Here is a 20,482-nt window from a genome sequence, read left to right on the forward strand (position 1 = left end):
TCAGCCGCATAGTGAGATATTCGGCTGAACTTTCGGCATCATCCCCACGACCGGTCAGCCCAAAGGCAGAGAACTGGGACCGAAAAGGATTTTGATTTCAGCGAACAGACTCGTGTCGCGGCGCACGCGGAAACGGTCGCCGAACGTCAGTACCTTGGCGTTGCCCTTATCGTCCATCAATGCGAGCTTCACTTCGCAGGGTCCAGGATGATTCGAGAGAATCTGCCCTAACTGCTGCACATGCGATTGGTCAAGCGCGATCGGCGGCAGCATAATCGTCACCGGCTTCTCATCTTGCGCCTCCAACGTCGGCACGTTGAATTCCGTGGCACGCATGCTCACCGTCTCATCGCGTTTTTCGACCTGTCCACGGATCTGCACCACCGTATCGACTGCCAGTTCGGGAGCGGCGGCCTCGTATACCTTGCCGAAGAACATGCACTGGATGGAGCTTTCCAAATCCTCAATCGTCACAATCGCCCAAGGATTACCCTTCTTCGACACGCGACGATCCACATTCGTGATCAAGCCCGCCACCGTCACCTGCTGACCGTCAGGCATATTTGCGGCACGATCAATCAGATGCGCGATCGACATTTCACGCAACGACGCCAGAATCGACTGCATGCCGCTCAATGGATGGTCGGACACATACAAACCAAGCATTTCACGCTCGAAATTCAACTTGGTTTTCTTATCCCACTCCTCCACGTCAGGCACGTTCACCATGGCATCACCCATGCCGGCATCATCTTCGCCGGAATCCTCCAAATCGGCGAACAAATCAAACTGGCCCTCAGCCTGCTTACGCTTCAAACCGACCACCGAATTGATCGCAGCCTCATGAATCGTAAACAACGCACGACGGTTCGGATCAATCGAATCAAACGCACCGGCCTTGATCAACGATTCAACCAATCGACGATTCAATGCCTCCATCGGCACACGCTTGATGAAATCAGGGAAATTCACATACTTGCCATGACTGCCGTCACGTTCCTTGACGATCGCATCAACCGCAGCCTTGCCAACGTTACGAATGGCGCCAAGACCAAAACGCACCACATCGCCAACAGCGGAATACTCATACACCGACTCGTTCACATCAGGCGACAACACCTGAATGCCCATGCGGCGAGCCTCGCCCAAATACAACGCGGTCTTATCTTTGTTCGTGCTCGCACCCTGCAGCAAAGCCGCCATGAACTCCACCGGATAGTGCGTCTTCAAATACGCGGTCCAATACGAAATCAAACCGTATGCGGCCGAATGCGCCTTATTGAACGCGTAGCCTGAGAACGGCACCAAAATATCCCACACGGCCTGAGCCGCCTCCTGAGAATACCCATGCTCCTTCATGCCCGCGAAGAACGGCACCTTCTCCTTGGCCAGTACCTCAGGCTTCTTCTTACCCATCGCTCGACGAAGCACATCTGCCTTGCCCAACGAATAACCAGCCAAAATACGCGCAGCCGACTGTACCTGCTCCTGGTACACAATCAGACCATACGTCTCATCAAGCACCTCCTTCAGCGGCTCAGCCACCTCAGGATGAATCGGCGTGATCTTCTGCAAACCATTCTTACGCTTCGCATAATTCGTATGCGAATCCATATCCATCGGACCAGGACGATACAACGCGATCAATGCGGAAATATCGTTGAAGTTATTCGGCTTCAACGTTTTCAGCAACGAACGCATACCATCGGAATCCAACTGGAACACACCAAGCGTGTCACCTCGCGACAACAGATCGTACGTGGCACGGTCATCCAATGGAATCTTCGTATGGTCGATACGCTCCTTGCCATTCGCCTCGATATTATTCAACGTATCGCGAATAACCGTTAAGTTGGAAAGACCAAGAAAATCCATCTTGACCAAACCAAGCGTTTCACACGTATGATATTCCAACGTGGTCGTAACCGTACCATCGGTACGTTCCAGCAGCGGCGACGTATTCGAAATCGGCTCGCTACCCATGATCGTGGCGCACGCATGCACGCCGGTCTGACGAATCAGCCCCTCAATACCCATCGCCTCATCCGTAACACGCTTCGCATCCGGATCGGAATCATACAATTCACGGAATTCACGAGCCTCCGCATAACGTTTCGACGTCGGCTCGAAAATATCGCGCAACGGAATATCCTTGCCACCCGTCTGCGCCGGCGGCAACGCCTTGGTGATACGCTCGCCCATGGAGAATTCGTAGCCCATGATTCGCGCGGAATCCTTCAGCGCCTGCTTGGTTTTGATGGTGCCGTAGATCACACATTGCGCGACCTTGTCTCGACCGTACTTGTCGCCGACGTAATCAAGCACTCGGCCGCGGCCATCCGGATCGAAATCGACGTCGATATCAGGTAGTGACACACGTTCCGGGTTAAGGAATCGTTCGAAGATCAGACCATGTTTAATCGGGTCGAGTTCGGTGATGCCCATGGCGTACGCCACCATGGCTCCTGCCGCGGATCCACGGCCCGGCCCCACCATCACGCCATGCGATTTGGCCCAATTGATGTAGTCGGCCACCACGAGGAAGTATCCGCAGAACTGCATCTGGCAGATCACACCGCATTCGTAATCGGCCTGCTTAAGCACTTCGATCGGCGGATGCCCGTCATAGCGCTGTTCCAAGCCTTCCTCGACTTTTCGCAGGAACAGCGAGGTCTCGTCCCAGCCTTCCGGGCAGTCGAATTGCGGCATGAACGCGCCGTCCTCATGATCGTCGAACATGACATTGCAGCGTTCGGCGATTTCCAACGTGTTGTCACACGCTTCGGGAATGTCTTTGAACAGTTCGCGCATTTCTTCGGCGGATTTCAGGTAGTAGCCGGTTCCATCGAATTTGAATCGTCCCGGCTCGTCCAACGTGGAACCCGAGTTGATGCACAGCATGGCGTCCTGCGAGCCCGCGTCTTCGGCACGCACGTAATGCGAATCGTTGGTGGCAAGCAGCGGCGCGTTCAGTTTTTTCGCAATGTCCAGCAGACCGTCGGTCACTTGCCTTTCGATTTTCAGACCGTGGTCCATGAATTCGATATAAAAATTGTCGCGTCCGAAAATATCCTGTAATTCCCCTGCGGCACGCAATGCCTCGTCGAATTGGCCGAGCAGCAGTCGCGTTTGGATGATTCCTGACGGGCATCCGGAAGATGCGATGATGCCTTTGGAATATTTGGCAAGGATTTCCTTATCCATTCGGGGGTATCGCATGACACGTCCCTCAAGATTCGCGTCGGTGGACGCTTTCATAAGATTGACGAGGCCTTCGTCGGTTTCGGCCCACATCGTAAGGTGGGTGATCAGGCCGCCGCCGGATACGTCGTTAGGGTTGCGCCGGCGATGCTGCGGATCGATATCGGGATTCCAGTTGGTGTCCCAGCTGACGCGGGTTTGGTCCTGTCGCGCGGTTTCCGGCGTCACATACGCTTCGATGCCGATGATCGGTTTGACGCCCTCTTTGACCGCGGTGCTCCACATTTCGTATGCACCATGCATGTTGCCATGGTCGGTGATGCCGACGGCGGGCATATTGAGTTCTTTGGCACGCTTGACCAGATCCGGAATTTTCGATGCGCCGTCAAGCAGCGAATAATGCGTGTGATTATGCAGTTGTACGAAATTTCCGGAAGTAGCCATGCGTTCCAATCTACCGGTGATTGGTGACGTGCACTCACGCTTCGGGCTTGTCTTGTGTGTCGTGTCTGTCGCGCATCACATCAAGCGCATGCTCCAGATCAGCTGGGTAATGTGATTTCACCGTAGTCCAGACACGGGTTCGCGGATGGCGGAATTCGAGTTGCATCGCGTGCAGCCACTGCCGTTCCAGTCCTAACGTTTCGCTCAGTTGCGGATTGGCGCCATACATGGCGTCTCCGGCAAGCGGATGCCCGATGGATGAGAAATGCACGCGAATCTGATGCGTACGCCCGGTTTCAAGGTTCACGGAAACTAGTGTCGCCTCACCGAAACGTTCCATCACATCCCAATGGGTAATGGCCTCTTTGCCGGCAGGAGTCACGCAAAAACGAAAATCGGAGACTTTGGCGCGACCGATCGGTGCTTCGATGGTTGCTTTGTTTTCCTTGAGATTGCCTTGCACGAGCGCATGATAGGTTTTTACGACTTCATGTTCGGCGAATTGTCTGCGCATTTCCACATAGGCGAGATCGGACTTGCATACGAGCATCAATCCGGATGTGCCCACGTCGAGGCGGGATACGATGCCTTGACGCCCTGCAGCGCCATAAGAAGTGATGTGCACTCCCCTGTCGAGCAGACTGCCGAGCACCGTCGGACCGGTCCAGCCGACGGAAGCATGAGCCGCCACACCCACCGGTTTGTCAACCACCACCACATCGTCGTCTTCATAGACCACGGCCATATCATGCGCGATCGGTTCAGGATCGGTTCGTTCCTCGACGATATCGAATTCCACGGTTTCGCCTGATTGCAGAGTCGACGATTTGGAAATGTCACGGCCAAGTACACGCGCCTGCCCGCTTTCGATGAGTTCCGCTGCCTTGGCACGGGAAATGCCCAGCATTTTGGCAACGGCGACATCGAAACGTTTGCCGACAAGCGCGTCGGGTGCGGGAACAAGACGGCTCATGTGCTCTTCTCTCCAGCCGTCCGTTCCATCTGTTCCTTGTTCCGTTCGTCAAGTTCCTTCTGACTGAACGGTTCTCCTACGAGCAGCAATGCAACTGCGGCAACGCCCGCCACCATCAGGAAAATGTCAGCAACATTGCCGACCGACCATCCGTAGTTGAGGAAGTCGACGACTTTGCCGTTGAGGAAACCTTCGGCATATGCAACGCGGTCGATGAGATTGCCTAACGCTCCGGCGAATGCAAGAGCGAACACCACCGTCCATTTCATGGAAATGGTACGGATCTCCAGTACCACCAGCGCCACGCAAGCCACAATGGCAAGCAGGGAAATCAACCACGTCATGTTGGATCCCATACCCAAGGACGCGCCCGGATTATGCACCAACGTGAATGAAAGCATTCCCGGAACCACACGTACCGTATGCCCGTCGGCAAGCGCCGACTGCGCCCATGCCTTGGTGATCTGATCAAGTACCAGCGCCGCAACGGCGATACACGCAAAGACGGCCACGCGAGTGCGCAGCCGTCTTTGATCATTTGTCATGATGTCAGACACAGCCTAATCTCAGTCGTTCTGGGAATCCTGATCATAGTTGTTCGTGTCGGACACCTGCGACACGAGCTGTCCGAGGAATTCGGTAAGACGCGCGCGGTATTCGGTTTCGAACTGCTTGAGGCCCTGAATGTTACCTTCGATGACCTTGGTCTGCGCTTCGAGATTGTCGCGGACCTGCTGAGCATAATCGTCGGCTGCGGTACGGGTCTTCGAATCGTAGTCGAAGGCACGCTTCTGCACTTCGGACTCGTACTCGTCGGCTTCGTTGTGCTTCGTGGAGAAGTAGGTATCGCCATCCTGGGTCTTCTGTACAAGGTAGGCATCGCCCTCCTGAGTCTTCTGATCCAGATAAGCATCACCATCCTGGGTCTTCTGCGCAAGATAAGCATCGCCCTCCTGAGTCTTCTGATCCAAGTAGGCATCGCCCTCCTGAGTCTTCTGATCCAAGTAGGCATCGCCCTCCTGAGTCTTCTGATCCAAGTAGGCATCACCATCCTGAGTCTTCTGATCCAGATAAGCATCACCATCCTGGGTCTTCTGCGCAAGATAAGCATCGCCTTCCTGAGTCTTCTGATCCAAGTAGGCGTTACCCTCCTGAGTGCGCTGTGCCAGGTAGTCATCGCCTTCTTGGGCACGCTTGGCCAAGTACGCGTCGCCTTCCTGAGTCTTCTGGTTCAGGTAACCATCAGCCTTGGCACGGGTGTCGGCCGAATACTGATCAGCATCGGAACGGGTGCTTTCGGAATAGTTGTCAGCCTCGAAACGAGTACGGTTGGAGTAGTCGTTGGCATTGCCGATGAGCTCATCGTACTTACGCTGGGACTCGTCGGTAATTTCCTTGGCCTTGGCCTTGCCCTTGTCGACATACTGGTCGTGCAGCTGCATGGCCAAGGTCAGCATGGCGGTGGCGCGCTCCGGCTCCGTATTAGCGGTGGCTGCGGCTCCTGCGATCTTCTGCAGGCTTCCGGTTTCGGTGCTCGGCTCGACCTTGGCGACCTGCTCGCGCAGCTGGGCTTCACGCTGCTGCGATTCCTGCAGCTGCTGTGCAAGCTGCTGAATCTGCGCGGCCTGCTGCTGGGCACGCTCATCCTGCTGCTGGGACTGTGCCGCATGCTGCTGCGTGAGCTGCTGAGCTTGGGCGACCTGCTCCTGAGCCTCTTCAAGCCTTGCATTGAGCTGCTGGATCTCAGCCGCCTGCTGCTGGGCCACCACAACCTGCTGCTGGGCGGAAGCCAGCTGACGGGACAGGTCTTCGGTCTGCGCACGGAATGCGTCGCGCTCATGCTGCATGGATGTCAGCTGTTCGCCCAAATCCGCCTGGCCGGCAGCTTCAGCCGCCTGTGCGGTGAGCTGGTCAACCTGTGCGGACAGACGATCCACCTGATCCTTGAGCTGTTCGTTCTGAGCCGACAGAGCACGGTTGCTTTCCTCAGCCTCGGTAAGCTTGGCTGCTGCGACCTGAGCTGCCTGAGCTGCCTGATCACCAGCGCCGGCTGCCTGCTCAGAGGCGGACTTCAATGTCGCGTTCTCCTGCTGCAGGGACTGAACCTGAGCGCTGAGCTCGGAAATCTTGGAGTTGAGCCCCGCAACATCCGGGCCGAGGGCCTGAGTGGACTGGCCGCTGGCGACTGCCTGCTTGCCTAGAGCCTCCACCGTCTCGGTTACCTGATCGAGAAAATCGTCGACTTCGTCGACGTCATACCCCTCTTTGAACCTTACGGTCTGGAAAGTATGCTCTCTGATATCTTTCGGCGTCAACAGAGCCATAAATCTTACACCTCGCTTTGGGCTTGATGCCTTGCTGTTGTTGCTTTCATTTGTTGACTCTAGCACGGAACCACCGATTTTTTGCGAAAAATCGGCATTTGACATGCATTAAATGAGGAAATCAATAACAATGAGAATGAAATAAAGAACGATGAATGCCACATCGAAATAAATAGGACCCATTGGAATAGGGCGGATATATTGGCGTAGCCAGCGCAGTGGAGGCTCTGTCAACTGGTAAACCGCGTCAATCAGCGACGACGCCAACCCCCGTGGACGCCATGCCGACGCCAACACAGCTACCCAATCGAGAATCATGCGAATGAACAGCACCAGAATGTAGGCATTCACCAGAAAGTGAACGACGCTACCGATCAAAGTCAAAATCATGGAGCACCACCATAGCAACAGAACATAACAAAGCCCCCATCACGAGTGATGGAGGCTTTACGCAGTCTGATTTCGCAATGGCTTTCGTCTGCGTCAGTCGGCGAACAAATCGTGCGACGAGCTATTCACCTGCGGTTCCTCAACCTTGATATTCACTTGAGCTGGGCTAAGCAGGAACACACGCGGAGTGACACGTTCGATGGAGCCACGCACGCCGAAAACCACACCCGCGGAAAAGTCCACAATACGATACGCCACGGCCTCGGCAACGCCAGTTAGGTTCAGCACCACCGGAACGCCGTCGCGAATGGCACGTCCGACCAGCTGCGCATCCTCATAGGACTTCGGGTGAATCGTGGTGATACGGCTCACCCTTCCACCTTGGAACGGGTTGGCTTTGGTCTGCTCGCGCGGTGCGGACGTCGCGGCAGGCGTCGAAGCCATCGGGGTCACGGAATGATCGGAATCGAACGAGGTTTCGCCGCTCTCAGCCTCCTCGTTAAAATCCTCGTCACCCTCGGCAACGTCGGTCATGCCCAAATAGGACATCGCGCTTTTCATAAAACCTGCCATGAACGATCCTTTCGCGTCTTCGCGTTGCTTTTAGCGCAGGAAATCCGGAATATCCAAATCGCCGGCGTCGTTCGAAGACACCACTTCATGCTCGGTGGTCTGATCGAATGACGGAACGACGGGTTCCGGAGTGGACGGAACATAAGTGGACAGCGGCTGCACCTTCGGGGCTTCCGGAGTCTGAATGAGCTGAGGCTGCTGCGGAGCCGCCGCCCTCGGAGCAGCAGCTCTCGGAGCCGCGGACAGCGCCGACAGCGGAATCGTATCTTCCGCAGGCTCGGCCTGCTTCTGGGCCTCGGCCTGAGGGGCCTTCTTGGAGTTGGCATCGAAGCCTGCGGCGATGACAGTGACACGCACTTCGTCGCCATAGGCGTCGTCGAGGGAAAGACCCCAAATGATCTGCGCTTCCGGATGGATGGCCTTGCCCACCAGCTGAGTGGCGGCAGCCGCTTCCTGCAGCTTCAGGTCGGACGGACCCGCGATGTTGATCAAAGCACCATGAGCACCCTCGATGCTTTCTTCCAGCAGCGGAGAGCTGATGGCGATTTCGGCGGCCTGGGTGGCGCGATCCTCGCCCCGGGCGGAACCGATGCCAAACAGTGCGGTGCCTGCGCCACGCAGAATGGCGTTGACGTCGTTGAAGTCGACGTGAATGTAAGAATTGGAGGAAATCAGGTCCGTGATGCCCTGCACACCTGCCAGCAATGCAGTGTCGGCGGTCTTGAATGCGTCGACGATACCAATGGTGCGATCGGAAAGCTCAAGCAGTCGATCGTTCGGAATCACAATCAGTGCATCGACTTCCTTGCGCAGATTCTCAATGCCAAGTGCTGCGGAAGCCGCACGCTGGGGACCTTCAAAGCCGAACGGACGGGTAACCACCGCAATGGTCAACGCACCCTGCTGGTGTGCGGCACGAGCTACGATCGGGCTTGCGCCGGTACCGGTGCCACCACCCTCACCGCAGGTCACGAACACCATATCGGCGCCCTTGAGCGATTCCTCGATATCAGACTGATGATCCTGAGCGGCTTTAGCGCCCTTCTCCGGGTCGGCACCGGCGCCAAGACCACGGCTGGTGGCATCGTTCAAGGAGATCTTGACATCAGCGTCGGAACGCATCAGATCCTTCGCGTCGGTATTGATCGCAATAAATTCAACACTTTGAAGACCCTCGGCAATCATGCGATTGACGGCATTACCGCCAGCTCCACCAACACCGACAACCTTGATATTCGTCTTGTCGTTGAAATTGTCAGTCTGGGCAATCTCGCTCACCATAGTCTCCTGTCACTCGCGTTTACGCACAACTTTATCGCAGACACGCCGTAATACGCGCGCTTTTCGCCGTGTGTAACGACGTTTTTTCACTTTTTATTGCTAACGTGTTCATTTCGCCTCAGATGTACCCTCTTTCGGCGCCCCACACGATTTAACCACATCAGCATGTCATGTTCAATAACTGGCATCCATAGGATCATCGCCGAACAGCGCCTGACGTTCATCATGCGTCGTTTCCCGTGATTCCAACCATCCGTAAGGCAAATGCACTTTCTTTGCGAAGCGCACGCGCCCCCTTGGCTTGTCGACCACTCGTTCGGGGAAACGGGTGTCGGGATCCAGCTTGCCTATTTCGGTTCTGACATCCTCAAGATTTTCACATTCCATGAAAGCGCGACGGGTGGAGCCTCCAACGGGGAATCCCTTGAGATACCACGCGATATGCTTACGCAGATCATGCACGGCCATCTGCTCGTCGCCATCATAAAATTCGGTCAACAGTTCCGCATGGCGTTCAACCACACGGCACACGTCTCCCAATGTAGGGTCGACACGCTTGTCGCTGCCGGCGAACGCGTTCTTGATATCGGCAAACAGCCACGGCCTGCCTTGACAGCCACGGCCGATCGCAACACCAGCGCAACCGGTTTCGGCAACCATGGCAAGCGCATCGTTCGCACCCCAAATGTCACCGTTGCCGAACACTGGAATATCTAGCGCTTCGACCAGTTCACCGATTCTGCTCCAGTCGGAATGCCCACCGTAATATTCGGCGGTGGTACGCGCATGCAGGGTAACGGCCCTGCAACCTTCCTCCTGCGCGATATGCCCGGCTTCAAGGAACGTCTCATGCTCGTGGTCGATGCCGACACGAATCTTCGCCGTAACAGGCACATTGGCCGCATCACAGACCTTGACCACGCGTTGGATAATCTCACGGAACAGATCCGTCTTCCACGGCAACGCCGAACCGCCGCCACGCCTGGTCACTTTGGGTACGGGGCATCCGAAATTCAGATCGACGTGGTCGGCCATGTTTTCGTCGATGACGATTTTCGCAGCCTGTTCCACGATTGCTGGATTCACGCCATACAGTTGCAGCGAGCGAATCTTCTCGCTTGGAGCGAAATGACACAACCGCAATGCTTTGGGATTGCGGGCAACCAACGCGCGCGCGGTGATCATTTCAGCTACGTACAGACCGTCAGGCCCGTAGCTTTCGCAAATCACGCGGAACGGCCAGTTGGTCACTCCCGCCATAGGCGAAAGCACCACCGGCGTCTCAACATGCACCGACCCTAAATCAACAGGCTTAATAACCGGAGGAACCGACGGCCTCACCGCGTCGGTACGCGGGTCGAGCACGTCGGATTCCTCGTAAGCAGTCACAATGCTATCTGGCATAAGAACGCTATGGTAACCAGTAACCAGTTTTAGTACAAGCCACCGGCTTCGGCGATCTTGACGGACTCAGGCCAAGCCTCGCCGCCCATCTCGACCGGTACCTGCGGGTAGCGCACATGCTTCTCGCCAATGCGTGCAGACACGTAATCGGCCACCTTGTCGAGTGCGACGCGCTCCTGCTGCATGGTGTCACGTTCACGAATGGTGACGGCCTGATCGTCGAGCGTATCGAAGTCGACGGTGATGCACAGCGGGGTGCCGATTTCGTCTTCGCGACGGTAGCGACGACCGATCGCACCGGCCTCGTCGTAGTCGATCATCCAATCGTGCTGACGCAGGTCGGCTGCCAGATCATGTGCCACGGTCTGCAGCTCCGGCTTCTTGCTCAACGGCAGCACTGCGGCCTTGACCGGAGCCAGGCGCGGATCAAGACGAAGCACGGTACGCTTGTCGACGCCGCCCTTGGTGTTCGGCGCCTCGTCAACGTCGTAAGCATCAACAAGGAAGGCCATGAGAGAGCGGGTCAGGCCTGCGGCCGGCTCGATGACGTACGGCACGTACTTTTCGCCGGTGGCCTGGTTGAAGTAGCTCAGGTCCTCGCCGGAATGCTTGGCATGTGCAGAAAGGTCGAAGTCAGTACGGTTGGCCACACCTTCGAGTTCACCCCAATCGGATCCTTGGAAGCCGAACTTGTATTCAATGTCGACGGTACGCTTCGAATAGTGGGCCAGCTTCTCCTTCGGATGCTCATAGTGGCGCAGGTTCTCCGGTTTCACGCCAAGATCGATGTACCACTGGGTGCGTGCGTCGATCCAGTACTGGTGCCATTCCTCATCGGTACCCGGAGCCACGAAGAATTCCATTTCCATCTGTTCGAACTCGCGGGTACGGAAGATGAAGTTGCCCGGGGTGATTTCATTACGGAAGGACTTGCCCATGTTGGCGATGCCGAACGGCGGCTTGGAACGAGAAGAGGTCATCACGTTCTTGAAGTCCACGAAAATGCCCTGCGCGGTTTCCGGACGCAGGTAGTGCAGCGAATTCTCGTCTTCGACCGGTCCGAGGTGGGTGCGCAGCATCATGTTGAAGTCGCGCGGTTCAGTCCAGTTGCCACGGGTGCCACAATCCGGGCACACAATATCCTTGAGACCGTTTTCCGGCAGCTTGTCGCCATGCTTTTCGGCATAGGATTCCTCAAGCTTATCCGCACGGTGGCGCTTGTGGCAGTTGAGGCATTCGATCAGCGGATCGTTGAACACGGACACGTGGCCGGAAGCCACCCACACAGCCGGCGGAAGAATAATGGACGTGTCAACGCCCACCACGTCGCCACGGGTGACGACCATGGAACGCCACCATTCGCGCTTGATATTGTCTTTCAGCGCAACGCCGAGCGGACCGTAATCCCACGCGGAACGGGTTCCACCGTAGATTTCACCGGCGGGGAAAACAAAGCCACGACGCTTGGCGAGGGATACGACTTCATCGAGTTTGGATACAGCCACAATGCACCTTCTGGTTTGAACGGTTTGGGGTCTTTACAAGCGCAAAGCCTACCTTCACGCGGTGACAGAACGCCACCCAATTGGGTCGTATCTCGCCTGCGTATGGCAGATTCCACATCTCGACATGAGGTTTCTCGCTTATATATGGTAGGTCAAATAGTCAAACCGGCCATTTTCACACCCCCGATATGGCTTTTCTTCGGAGAGGACTGCCATATATAAGCGAGAAGCCTCCGTACAAACCCCATACACATATTTACATATCCATGGTTTAGCAGAATCTAAACAACAATAACTATGTAATTATCTGCTGTTTAAGCTGGATCATAACCACAGATGTGAATCACCTCGAGCAAGGCATCCACGTCAGTAGTACAGTGTCAGGGCCTTTGTATAGGTTGGATACGTTATGTACATGCAGGGGGGCTTCCGACGAAAGTGGGAGCTGAGATAGGCGAATGCCTGACCCTTTGAACCTGTTGGTTAGGACCAACGTAGGGAGCAGACAATGAGCGATAACTCGTTTTCGGCAACGTTGCGTGAACAGATTGCACAGGCAGTCAACAACGTACGAACGACCACGCCTTTGGCGCAGTCGTTCACCAATTTCGTCACGATGAATCTTGTGGCCAACGCGCAGCTTGCCGCCGGAGGCACTGCCGCCATGAGCTTTCTACCGGACGATGTAATCGACACCGCGGAAATCGCAGGATCGAACTACATCAATGTGGGCACGTTGCTGCCGTTCTTCAAAGATGCGCTGCCGGAAATCGCCTACAAACTACACAAGAACGGCAAGACGTGGGTGCTTGACCCGGTCGCCGCGGGCATCGGAAAAACCCGTACCGCCGTTCTCGAATCGTTCCGCACCTATCCGCCGACCATCGTGCGCGGCAATGCGAGCGAGATCATCGCACTCGATGCGATGTGGGGTCTTGCACAAAACGATTCCACCGTTCCCGGCACGCGTCCGGCAGGCGCGGAGGCTGTGGACGAGGTCGATGCAGCTGTTGACGCAGCCAAACGAGTGGCTCGTCATCTTGCCAAACACTCCCCCACCGGTGCTGGTGCGGTGGCCGTTTCCGGAGCGGTCGATCTGGTGACCAACGGCGAGCATGTGTTCCGTCTGCCAGGCGGCAGCGCGATGATGACGAAGATCACCGGCGCCGGCTGCTCACTTGGCGGCGTTACCGCAACATACTTGGCCGTAGCGGAACCGTTGGTAGCTGCGATTTCCGCTTCACTGCTGTACAACAGGGCTTCCGAAATCGCCGAAGCGAAATCTTCAGGCCCGGGGTCCTTCCAAGTAGCGCTGCTTGACGCGCTTTGGAACGTCACAGCCGAGGAAGTCGCCGCCTCCGAAATCATCGTCGACTAGACTTTGCCGAACCCTGCACACTATGCGGCATGTTATGCAGGGTTCGGCAATTGCGTATGCGGAGTATTTCAAAACTTCAGATCACAAGTAAGCAAGAGCAAGTAAGGAGTCATTCATGACCAGCACATTGCCACCGGTATTGAGCATCGCGGGATCGGATTCCTCCGGTGGTGCCGGCATTCAGGCGGATTTGAAAACCATGATCGCCAATGGCGTGTTCGGCATGACCGCCATCGCTGCACTGACCGCGCAGAACACCACAGGCGTGACTATGGTCACGAACACTCCTCCGGAAATGCTCGCCGCGCAAATCGACGCAGTATTTGAAGATATTCCGCCGGTCGCCGTGAAGATTGGCATGGTGTCGAGCGTGGAGCTCATCAACGTGATCGCCGACCGTCTGATTGCGCATGGTGCCACGAATATTGTGCTTGATCCGGTAATGGTGGCAACGTCCGGCGCGAAGCTTATCGAAGATGACGCGATTGCGGCACTGACTTCCAAGCTGTTCCCGCTGGCCACCGTCATCACGCCGAATATGCCGGAAACCCAGGCGCTGTGCGAGCTGGCCGTCGAACAGGGTGCCGACGCGATCGACTACGAGAATGGCGAGAGCATCTCCAGCGAGAACGACATGGTGACTGCAGGCCATATGCTCGCCGGCCATTTCGGCTGCGCGGTGCTCGTCAAGGGCGGTCATGGTACGCAGGATGCCAGTGATGTGCTCGTTGAGCCGAACGGTAAAGTCACTTGGTTCCGCGCGCGTCGTATCAACAATCCGAACACGCATGGCACCGGATGCACGCTGTCTTCGGCGATCGCGTCGCATCTGGCGCTTGGCGAAACATTGCCGGAAGCCGTCGACAGGGCAAAACTGTATCTGACGGGAGCCCTGGAGGCACAGCTTGACCTCGGTCACGGATCCGGACCGATGGATCACGCTTGGAAATGGCGCTGACAGCCAAATTCGCACCATCCAATCCAAGCCATATCAAGTCGATAGGAACGCAACGAAAGGAACGAACATGACCCTTGATCGCAATGCGGAAAAGCAGGAAGTGCCGATCAATCCGGAAACAGGCAAGCCGTATATCAACACGCTTGCCGCAGTCGCCATTTCCCCCGCTGGAGCAAGCCCTGAAAAGTCCACGTACGTGGCGCAGGCGGTCGACGTGATCCGCCAATCCGGATTGCCGAGCGAAACCAACGCCATGTTCACCAACATCGAAGGCGATATCGACGACGTGCTCAAGGTGATTCGTGACGCCACCCTGAAGCTGGCTGGCCAAGGCTATCGCACCGACGTGGTGATCCGTCTCGATATTCGTCCGGGTTTCGAAGGTCAGATTCACGCCAAGCAGGCGCTTGTGGATGAAATCCTGTCGGAATAAATCCGGCAATAGACTGTTATATCGTCGTAAAAAAAAAATCGAAAAGCGCGTCATCTATAAGAAATGGCGCGCTTTTCTTATTGATTCAGGTATAGTGTAGCGATCATGACTACGATGAAGGAAATTGCCGAAGCGGCAGGGGTGTCCATTTCCACCGTTTCCTTGGTACTTAACGGCAGAGATGAGGGACGTGTGAAAGCCCCGTTGGCCGCACTCATACGTGAGAAGGCTGACGAACTCGGCTACACGGTCAATCCTCTGGCGCGCAGCCTACGCACTTGCCGCACACGAATTCTCGGCTTCATCAGCGAGGAAGTCGCCACCACCCCGTATGCAGGCGGCATCATTCTGGGTGCGCAGGATGCGGCAAGCACCTACGGGTATATGATCATCACGGTCAGCACCGATGGCAAGGCAAGCGAAGAGAATGAAATCGCCACATTGAAACGGTATGGCGTGGATGGTTTCTTCTATTCGAAGATGTCGAACCGCATTGCAACCGTGCCCGCATCCCTCGACGATTATCCGGTGGTGATGGTGGATGCCACCGATGCCGACAACCAGATCCCCAGCATCGAGCCAGACGAATTCCAAATCGCCTACGATGCCACAAAACGGCTGATTCAAGCCGATTGCGAGAGGATCGCCTATATCGGATGTTCGGAAAACATGATTGCGCAGGATGGTCGTTTTGCCGGATATCAGGCAGCGTTGCAGGATTCCGGTTTTACCTACGATCCTTCGTTGGTATGCAATGTACTCAATAATGGCCCGGCGTTGCGTGCCGTCGACAAGCTGTTCGACGAACGCAATCCCGACGGTTTCTTCTGCTTCAACGATGCGCGCGCGTGGTATGTGTACGAATGCGCGGCACGCCGTGGACTGACTGTCGGCAAGGATATTTCCATCGTTGGCGTCGACAACCACCGCGTGTTTGCCGAAACGCTGGAACCGCAGTTGACTACAGTGGAGCTGCCCCACTATGAGATGGGTTATTGGGCCGCCTGCAAGCTGATTTCGCTGATCGAACGCAAGCCCGTCGACTGCTCATTCTGGCCGAGCACCACCGCTACCCTACCACCGTTGGATTCGCCGATCCCCGCGAAAATTCATTGCGCGCTGATAGAAAAGGGTTCAGTCCGAAGCTGATTTCCTTGATTTGAGATCATGCAAGAAGGTCTTTCGACATGTCTGTTACGACACGCCGAAAGGCCTTCTTTTTTACACCCAGTTTCGACTTAATTTCAAGGCTTCTGAAAAACGTTGGAATTATTGACGTCAATCGATTGACGTCAATCGTTTGATGTATTATTATTTAACCATGTTCATCCACTTGGCATGGCAGCCGGGCGGATGACGGCACAACACAGTATCGGCACACAACCGAGATGCTGCACGGCAGCGGCATAAACAAAGAGAAATAGAGAAACAACAACAACATGACAAACAACACTCGATCTGCGTGGAAGAATCCTTCCTACCTGCAGAGCTCCTTCGGCATCTTCATGTTCTTCTGCTCGTGGGGCATCTGGTGGTCCTTCTTCTCCCGCTGGCTTACCGACCCGACCCACGGTCTGGGCATGACCTCCGCCGAGCAGGGCCAGATTTACTCCATCAACTCCCTGGCAACCCTGGTCATCATGTTCGCTTACGGCGCCATCCAGGATCAGCTGGGCATCAAGCGTAAGCTCGTGATCTTCGTCTCCGCCATCGCAGCGCTCGTCGGTCCGTTCGTGCAGTTCGTGTATGCCCCGATGCTGACAGCCGGCGGCACCACCCGTTTCATCGGCGTGCTCATCGGCTCCATCGTGCTGTCCGCAGGTTTCATGGCCGGCTGCTCCCTGTTCGAGGCACTCACCGAACGCTACTCCCGTAAGTTTGGCTTCGAATACGGCCAGTCCCGAGCTTGGGGCTCATTCGGCTACGCCATCGTGGCGCTGTGTGCAGGCTTCCTGTTCAATATCAACCCGCTGCTGAACTTCTGGGTCGGCTCCATCTGCGGCCTCGGCATGCTGTGCATCTACGCTTTCTGGGTTCCGGCCGAGCAGAAGGAAGAGCTCAAGAAGGAAGCTGATCCGAACGCGGCTCCGACCAACCCGTCCTTCAAGGAAATGATTTCCGTTCTGAAGATGCCGACCCTGTGGGTGCTCATCGTTTTCATGCTGTTCACCAACACCTTCTACACCGTGTTCGATCAGCAGATGTTCCCGAACTACTACGCTTCCCTCTTCTCCACCACTGAAATCGGCAACGCCACCTACGGCACCCTGAACTCCTTCCAGGTGTTCCTCGAGTCCGCCATGATGGGTGTTGTTCCGATCATCATGAAGAAGATCGGCGTGCGCAACTCCCTGCTGCTCGGTGCAACCGTGATGTTCCTGCGCATCGGCCTGTGCGGCGTGTTCCACGATCCGGTCAGCGTCTCCATCGTCAAGTTGTTCCACTCCATCGAGGTTCCGCTGTTCTGCCTGCCGGCATTCCGCTACTTCACCCTGCACTTCGACACCAAGCTGTCGGCTACCCTGTACATGGTGGGCTTCCAGATCGCTTCCCAGATCGGCCAGGTGATCTTCTCCACCCCGATGGGCGCCCTGCATGACGCCATGGGCGATCGCCCGACCTTCTTCACCATCTCCGGCATCGTGCTGGCAGCCCTGATCTACGGCTTCTTCGTGATCAAGAAGGACGACCAGGAAGTCGGCGGTGATCCGTTCTACACCGACAAGCAGCTCAAGGCCCAGGCCGCTGCAGAAGCGAACGCCTGAACGCAATCGCAAGTCCGTCCAAGAACATAACTGAATCGTGCTGCTCGAAGCGTTTCCCCTTTTTCCGCTTCGGGCAGCATTCTTACAACTTTTACTCAAAACTCAATAAGCAGCAATTCAACAATCACAAGAAAGGCTATTCAACGATGACTGGCTTCACCCCGGACGCACCCGTCCTTCACGAAATCAAGAACCACAGCGAAGCCCTGGCACAGGCGGAAGCAGGCGTTGCAGCCATGGCCGCCGAACGCAACAACCGCTGGTACCCGAAGTTCCACATCGCATCCAACGGCGGTTGGATCAACGATCCGAACGGCCTGTGCTTCTATAAGGGACGCTGGCACGTGTTCTACCAGCTGCACCCGTACGGCACCCAGTGGGGTCCGATGCACTGGGGCCACGTCTCATCCACCGACATGCTCAACTGGAAGCGTGAGCCGATCATGTTCGCCCCGACCCTCGAAGAGGAGAAGGACGGCGTATTCTCCGGTTCTGCAGTGATCGGGGACGACGGCGAACTCAAGTTCTACTACACCGGCCACCGTTGGGCCAACGGCGTCGACAACACTGGTGGCGACTGGCAGGTGCAGATGATCGCCGAGCCGGATAACGACGAGCTGACCAGCGCCACCAAACGGGGCATGATCATTGACTGCCCGCTCGACAAGGTCGATCACCACTATCGTGATCCGAAGGTGTGGAAGACCGGCGACAAGTGGTACATGACCTTCGGTGTTTCCTCCGCTGAAAAGCGCGGCCAGATGTGGCTGTTCTCCTCCGACGACATGGTTCGTTGGACCTACGAACGCGTACTGTTCGAGCACCCGGATCCGAACGTCTTCATGCTTGAATGCCCGGACTTCTTCCCGATCAAGGACACCGAAGGCAACGAGAAGTGGGTTATCGGCTTCTCCGCCATGGGCACCAAGGCTTCCGGCTTCATGAACCGCAACGTTTCCAATGCCGGCTACATGATCGGCACATGGACTCCGGGTGAGGCGTTCCAGCCGGAAACCGAGTTCCGCTTGTGGGATTGCGGCCACAACTATTACGCTCCACAGTCGTTCAACGACGGCGAACGCCAAATCGTATACGGCTGGATGAGCCCGTTCGTTGAGCCGATTCCGATGCAGGATGACGGCTGGTGCGGCAACATGACCCTTCCACGTGAGATCACGCTGGGTGCCGACGGCGACCTGCACACCGCTCCAGTTGCCGAAATGAAGGGCTTGCGTGAAAACACCACCGATTTCGGCGCAATCTCACTGGGTGTCAATGGCGAGCAGACCATTGCTGATGATGCTGAAGCCGTGGAAATCGAAATGACCATCGATCTCAACGCCTCCACTGCGGAACGTGCTGGTCTGAAGATTCACGCGACTGAAGATGGCGCTTACACGTACGTTGCGTTCGACGATCAGATCGGTTGTGTGGTAATCGACCGTCAGGCCGCAGCCCAGGGTGATCGTGGATACCGTGCCGCTCCGCTTTTCGCCGAGGAACTGGCTTCCGGCGAACTCAAGCTGCGCGTGTTTGTGGATCGCGGCTGCGTGGAAGTGTATGTGAACGACGGCCGACAGGCAATGAGCTCCTTCAGCTACGCTTCCGAAGGCCCGCGCGCCATCAAGCTTGTTGCCGAATCCGGCACGCTTGAGGTCAAGTCCTTAAAGCTCCACACCATGAAGTCCATCGGACTGGAGTGAAACTGATCCAGGGCAGCAGCAAGAGGTAAATAGTAAGGTGGGTTCCGTGTCAGGCAAGATACGGAACCCACCTTGCGTTATGCCGCAAGTTGCGACTTACGTTTTGGCTTGAAGTGCGATTTTCGTTTCAGAACGTGGTTTAGGGAGTGCTTTATACTGGCACCCCGGTAATGAACTTTTCTGACTGGAACGCGGGCAGGCTCCTCACCTTACTGATTTCTCGCCACCGGTCACGTGCGCGCCCACTATGGCGCAGAAAGCAAGGTGAACGATGGCGGTTTCGCACGTTCAACGCACACACTCTGAGCATGCTCAGTCAGCGGCCTCACGATCTTTCTCCACTGTTTTGAGTATCTGCAAGCGCCGCATTCCCACAGTCATCGCAGTAGTGTTGCTGTTAGTGATTTGGGAGGCGTGGGTTCGTATCGGCAATGTGCCCAGCATTATGATCGCCGCGCCAAGCGAAATCGCGCAGGCCACCGTCGAAACCTGGTCGACATTATGGCCCGCCACCCAAGTTACCCTGATTGAAGGCAGCATCGGTTTTCTGTTCGCCGTACTGTTCGGCATTCTTATCGGCATATTGTTGTACTGCTCGCGCATTGCGAACGCAGCATTGTTCCCGTTGCTTTCGGCCGCGCAGACCATGCCGTTGATTTCCATCGCTCCTCTGTTTTTGATTTGGTTCGGTTTTGAAATTTCCGGAAAAATCGTGATCGTAACAGTATTCGGCTTATTCCCGATTGCAGTGCAGACGATTCGAGGTCTTGAAGCAGTCCCCCAGTTTTATTCGGATGTTGCGCTGACTTGTGGTGCCACGAAAGCGTGGACACTGTGGCATGTGAAGTTGCGTGTTGCCGCTCGTCAGATTTATGGCGGCATCCGCGTTTCCGCCGCATACATTTTCGCCACTGCCGCCACCGCAGAATATTTGGGTGCACGCAAGGGTCTTGGCATTTGGCTGCAGGCCGCCTACAACTCGTTCCGCACGCCGCTGATCTTTGCGGCAACGCTTGTCATCATCGCCATCACCGGCATATTGATGATTGTGGTGAACCTGAGCGAACGCATATTGCTTGGCCCTGCCGACGCTGACGCCGATCCCGACGCGGACCAGTAAATCGCGCGCGTACCTCATTACGGCAATCAC

At 56.0% G+C, this 20,482-nt stretch carries 16 protein-coding genes and 1 riboswitch; of the genes, 7 read left to right on the top strand and 9 right to left on the bottom strand.

What is annotated here, in order from left to right; genetic code table 11:
• Positions 1-54: 54 nt before the first annotated feature.
• The 9 genes from dnaE to NBH13_RS06665 form a co-directional block, all read right to left on the bottom strand.
• The gene (gene dnaE / locus NBH13_RS06625) at positions 55-3,645 is read right to left on the bottom strand and encodes a DNA polymerase III subunit alpha (RefSeq protein WP_250779337.1); all 3,591 of its coding nucleotides are present in this window, start codon (positions 3,643-3,645) and stop codon (positions 55-57) included.
• A gap of 34 nt (positions 3,646-3,679) precedes the next feature.
• Complete coding sequence (locus NBH13_RS06630) at positions 3,680-4,618, bottom strand: RluA family pseudouridine synthase (RefSeq protein WP_099571349.1); 939 nt, start codon at positions 4,616-4,618, stop codon at positions 3,680-3,682.
• A complete protein-coding gene (locus tag NBH13_RS06635) occupies positions 4,615-5,163 on the bottom strand; it encodes a signal peptidase II (protein ID WP_099571507.1) in 549 nt (182 codons plus the stop codon). The genes NBH13_RS06630 and NBH13_RS06635 overlap by 4 nt, the downstream gene beginning before the upstream one ends.
• Before the next feature lie 21 nt (positions 5,164-5,184).
• The gene (locus NBH13_RS06640; protein WP_250779338.1) at positions 5,185-6,942 is read right to left on the bottom strand and encodes a DivIVA domain-containing protein; all 1,758 of its coding nucleotides are present in this window, start codon (positions 6,940-6,942) and stop codon (positions 5,185-5,187) included.
• A gap of 108 nt (positions 6,943-7,050) precedes the next feature.
• Positions 7,051-7,332, bottom strand: coding sequence for a YggT family protein (locus tag NBH13_RS06645; RefSeq protein ID WP_144165509.1), 282 nt, complete (start codon positions 7,330-7,332; stop codon positions 7,051-7,053).
• A gap of 93 nt (positions 7,333-7,425) precedes the next feature.
• Positions 7,426-7,905 carry a cell division protein SepF gene (locus NBH13_RS06650; protein WP_099571352.1) on the bottom strand — a complete coding sequence of 160 codons (480 nt, stop codon included), beginning with the start codon at positions 7,903-7,905 and terminating at the stop codon, positions 7,426-7,428.
• Positions 7,906-7,935: 30 nt separating this feature from the next.
• Positions 7,936-9,186, bottom strand: coding sequence for a cell division protein FtsZ (gene ftsZ / locus NBH13_RS06655; protein WP_180753397.1), 1,251 nt, complete (start codon positions 9,184-9,186; stop codon positions 7,936-7,938).
• 174 nt (positions 9,187-9,360) lie between these two features.
• Positions 9,361-10,590 carry a tRNA dihydrouridine synthase DusB gene (gene dusB, locus NBH13_RS06660; RefSeq protein ID WP_250779340.1) on the bottom strand — a complete coding sequence of 410 codons (1,230 nt, stop codon included), beginning with the start codon at positions 10,588-10,590 and terminating at the stop codon, positions 9,361-9,363.
• A gap of 29 nt (positions 10,591-10,619) precedes the next feature.
• Complete coding sequence (locus NBH13_RS06665) at positions 10,620-12,095, bottom strand: glycine--tRNA ligase (RefSeq protein ID WP_099571354.1); 1,476 nt, start codon at positions 12,093-12,095, stop codon at positions 10,620-10,622.
• A 409-nt stretch (positions 12,096-12,504) separates the two neighbouring features.
• Positions 12,505-12,613: riboswitch (TPP riboswitch) on the top strand.
• On the opposite strand from NBH13_RS06665, the gene thiM reads away from it, so the two are divergent.
• From thiM to NBH13_RS06700, 7 genes are all read left to right on the top strand, one after another.
• Positions 12,604-13,473, top strand: coding sequence for a hydroxyethylthiazole kinase (gene thiM, locus NBH13_RS06670; protein ID WP_250779341.1), 870 nt, complete (start codon positions 12,604-12,606; stop codon positions 13,471-13,473). It overlaps the preceding riboswitch by 10 nt.
• Positions 13,474-13,588: 115 nt before the next feature.
• Complete coding sequence (thiD, locus tag NBH13_RS06675) at positions 13,589-14,431, top strand: bifunctional hydroxymethylpyrimidine kinase/phosphomethylpyrimidine kinase (protein WP_099571356.1); 843 nt, start codon at positions 13,589-13,591, stop codon at positions 14,429-14,431.
• Between the two features lie 67 nt (positions 14,432-14,498).
• A complete protein-coding gene (locus NBH13_RS06680; RefSeq protein WP_099571357.1) occupies positions 14,499-14,864 on the top strand; it encodes a thiamine-binding protein in 366 nt (121 codons plus the stop codon).
• Between the two features lie 105 nt (positions 14,865-14,969).
• Positions 14,970-16,013: a LacI family DNA-binding transcriptional regulator gene (locus NBH13_RS06685; protein WP_250779343.1), complete on the top strand. Its 1,044-nt coding sequence runs from the start codon at positions 14,970-14,972 to the stop codon at positions 16,011-16,013.
• 290 nt (positions 16,014-16,303) lie between these two features.
• On the top strand, positions 16,304-17,629 hold the full coding sequence (locus NBH13_RS06690; protein WP_250779344.1) for an MFS transporter: 1,326 nt from the start codon (positions 16,304-16,306) through the stop codon (positions 17,627-17,629).
• A 146-nt stretch (positions 17,630-17,775) separates the two neighbouring features.
• Positions 17,776-19,332 carry a glycoside hydrolase family 32 protein gene (locus NBH13_RS06695; protein ID WP_250779345.1) on the top strand — a complete coding sequence of 519 codons (1,557 nt, stop codon included), beginning with the start codon at positions 17,776-17,778 and terminating at the stop codon, positions 19,330-19,332.
• A 271-nt stretch (positions 19,333-19,603) separates the two neighbouring features.
• Positions 19,604-20,452 (top strand): ABC transporter permease, encoded by an 849-nt coding sequence (locus NBH13_RS06700; RefSeq protein WP_236824325.1) that lies wholly within the window; start codon positions 19,604-19,606, stop codon positions 20,450-20,452.
• Positions 20,453-20,482: the final 30 nt, after the last annotated feature.

The sequence above is a fragment of the Bifidobacterium intestinale genome, from assembly GCF_023656765.1.
Classification (GTDB): domain Bacteria; phylum Actinomycetota; class Actinomycetes; order Actinomycetales; family Bifidobacteriaceae; genus Bifidobacterium; species Bifidobacterium hominis.

What these genes read in the sequence shown, in the direction of transcription:
- dnaE (WP_250779337.1), bottom strand. Translation starts at nt 3,645, where the DNA reads ATGGCTACTTCCGGAAATTTCGTACAACTGCATAATCACACGCATTAT.
- NBH13_RS06630 (WP_099571349.1), bottom strand. Translation starts at nt 4,618, where the DNA reads ATGAGCCGTCTTGTTCCCGCACCCGACGCGCTTGTCGGCAAACGTTTC.
- NBH13_RS06635 (WP_099571507.1), bottom strand. Translation starts at nt 5,163, where the DNA reads ATGACAAATGATCAAAGACGGCTGCGCACTCGCGTGGCCGTCTTTGCG.
- NBH13_RS06640 (WP_250779338.1), bottom strand. Translation starts at nt 6,942, where the DNA reads ATGGCTCTGTTGACGCCGAAAGATATCAGAGAGCATACTTTCCAGACC.
- NBH13_RS06645 (WP_144165509.1), bottom strand. Translation starts at nt 7,332, where the DNA reads ATGATTTTGACTTTGATCGGTAGCGTCGTTCACTTTCTGGTGAATGCC.
- NBH13_RS06650 (WP_099571352.1), bottom strand. Translation starts at nt 7,905, where the DNA reads ATGGCAGGTTTTATGAAAAGCGCGATGTCCTATTTGGGCATGACCGAC.
- ftsZ (WP_180753397.1), bottom strand. Translation starts at nt 9,186, where the DNA reads ATGGTGAGCGAGATTGCCCAGACTGACAATTTCAACGACAAGACGAAT.
- dusB (WP_250779340.1), bottom strand. Translation starts at nt 10,590, where the DNA reads ATGCCAGATAGCATTGTGACTGCTTACGAGGAATCCGACGTGCTCGAC.
- thiM (WP_250779341.1), top strand. Translation starts at nt 12,604, where the DNA reads ATGAGCGATAACTCGTTTTCGGCAACGTTGCGTGAACAGATTGCACAG.
- thiD (WP_099571356.1), top strand. Translation starts at nt 13,589, where the DNA reads ATGACCAGCACATTGCCACCGGTATTGAGCATCGCGGGATCGGATTCC.
- NBH13_RS06680 (WP_099571357.1), top strand. Translation starts at nt 14,499, where the DNA reads ATGACCCTTGATCGCAATGCGGAAAAGCAGGAAGTGCCGATCAATCCG.
- NBH13_RS06685 (WP_250779343.1), top strand. Translation starts at nt 14,970, where the DNA reads ATGACTACGATGAAGGAAATTGCCGAAGCGGCAGGGGTGTCCATTTCC.
- NBH13_RS06690 (WP_250779344.1), top strand. Translation starts at nt 16,304, where the DNA reads ATGACAAACAACACTCGATCTGCGTGGAAGAATCCTTCCTACCTGCAG.
- NBH13_RS06695 (WP_250779345.1), top strand. Translation starts at nt 17,776, where the DNA reads ATGACTGGCTTCACCCCGGACGCACCCGTCCTTCACGAAATCAAGAAC.
- NBH13_RS06700 (WP_236824325.1), top strand. Translation starts at nt 19,604, where the DNA reads ATGGCGGTTTCGCACGTTCAACGCACACACTCTGAGCATGCTCAGTCA.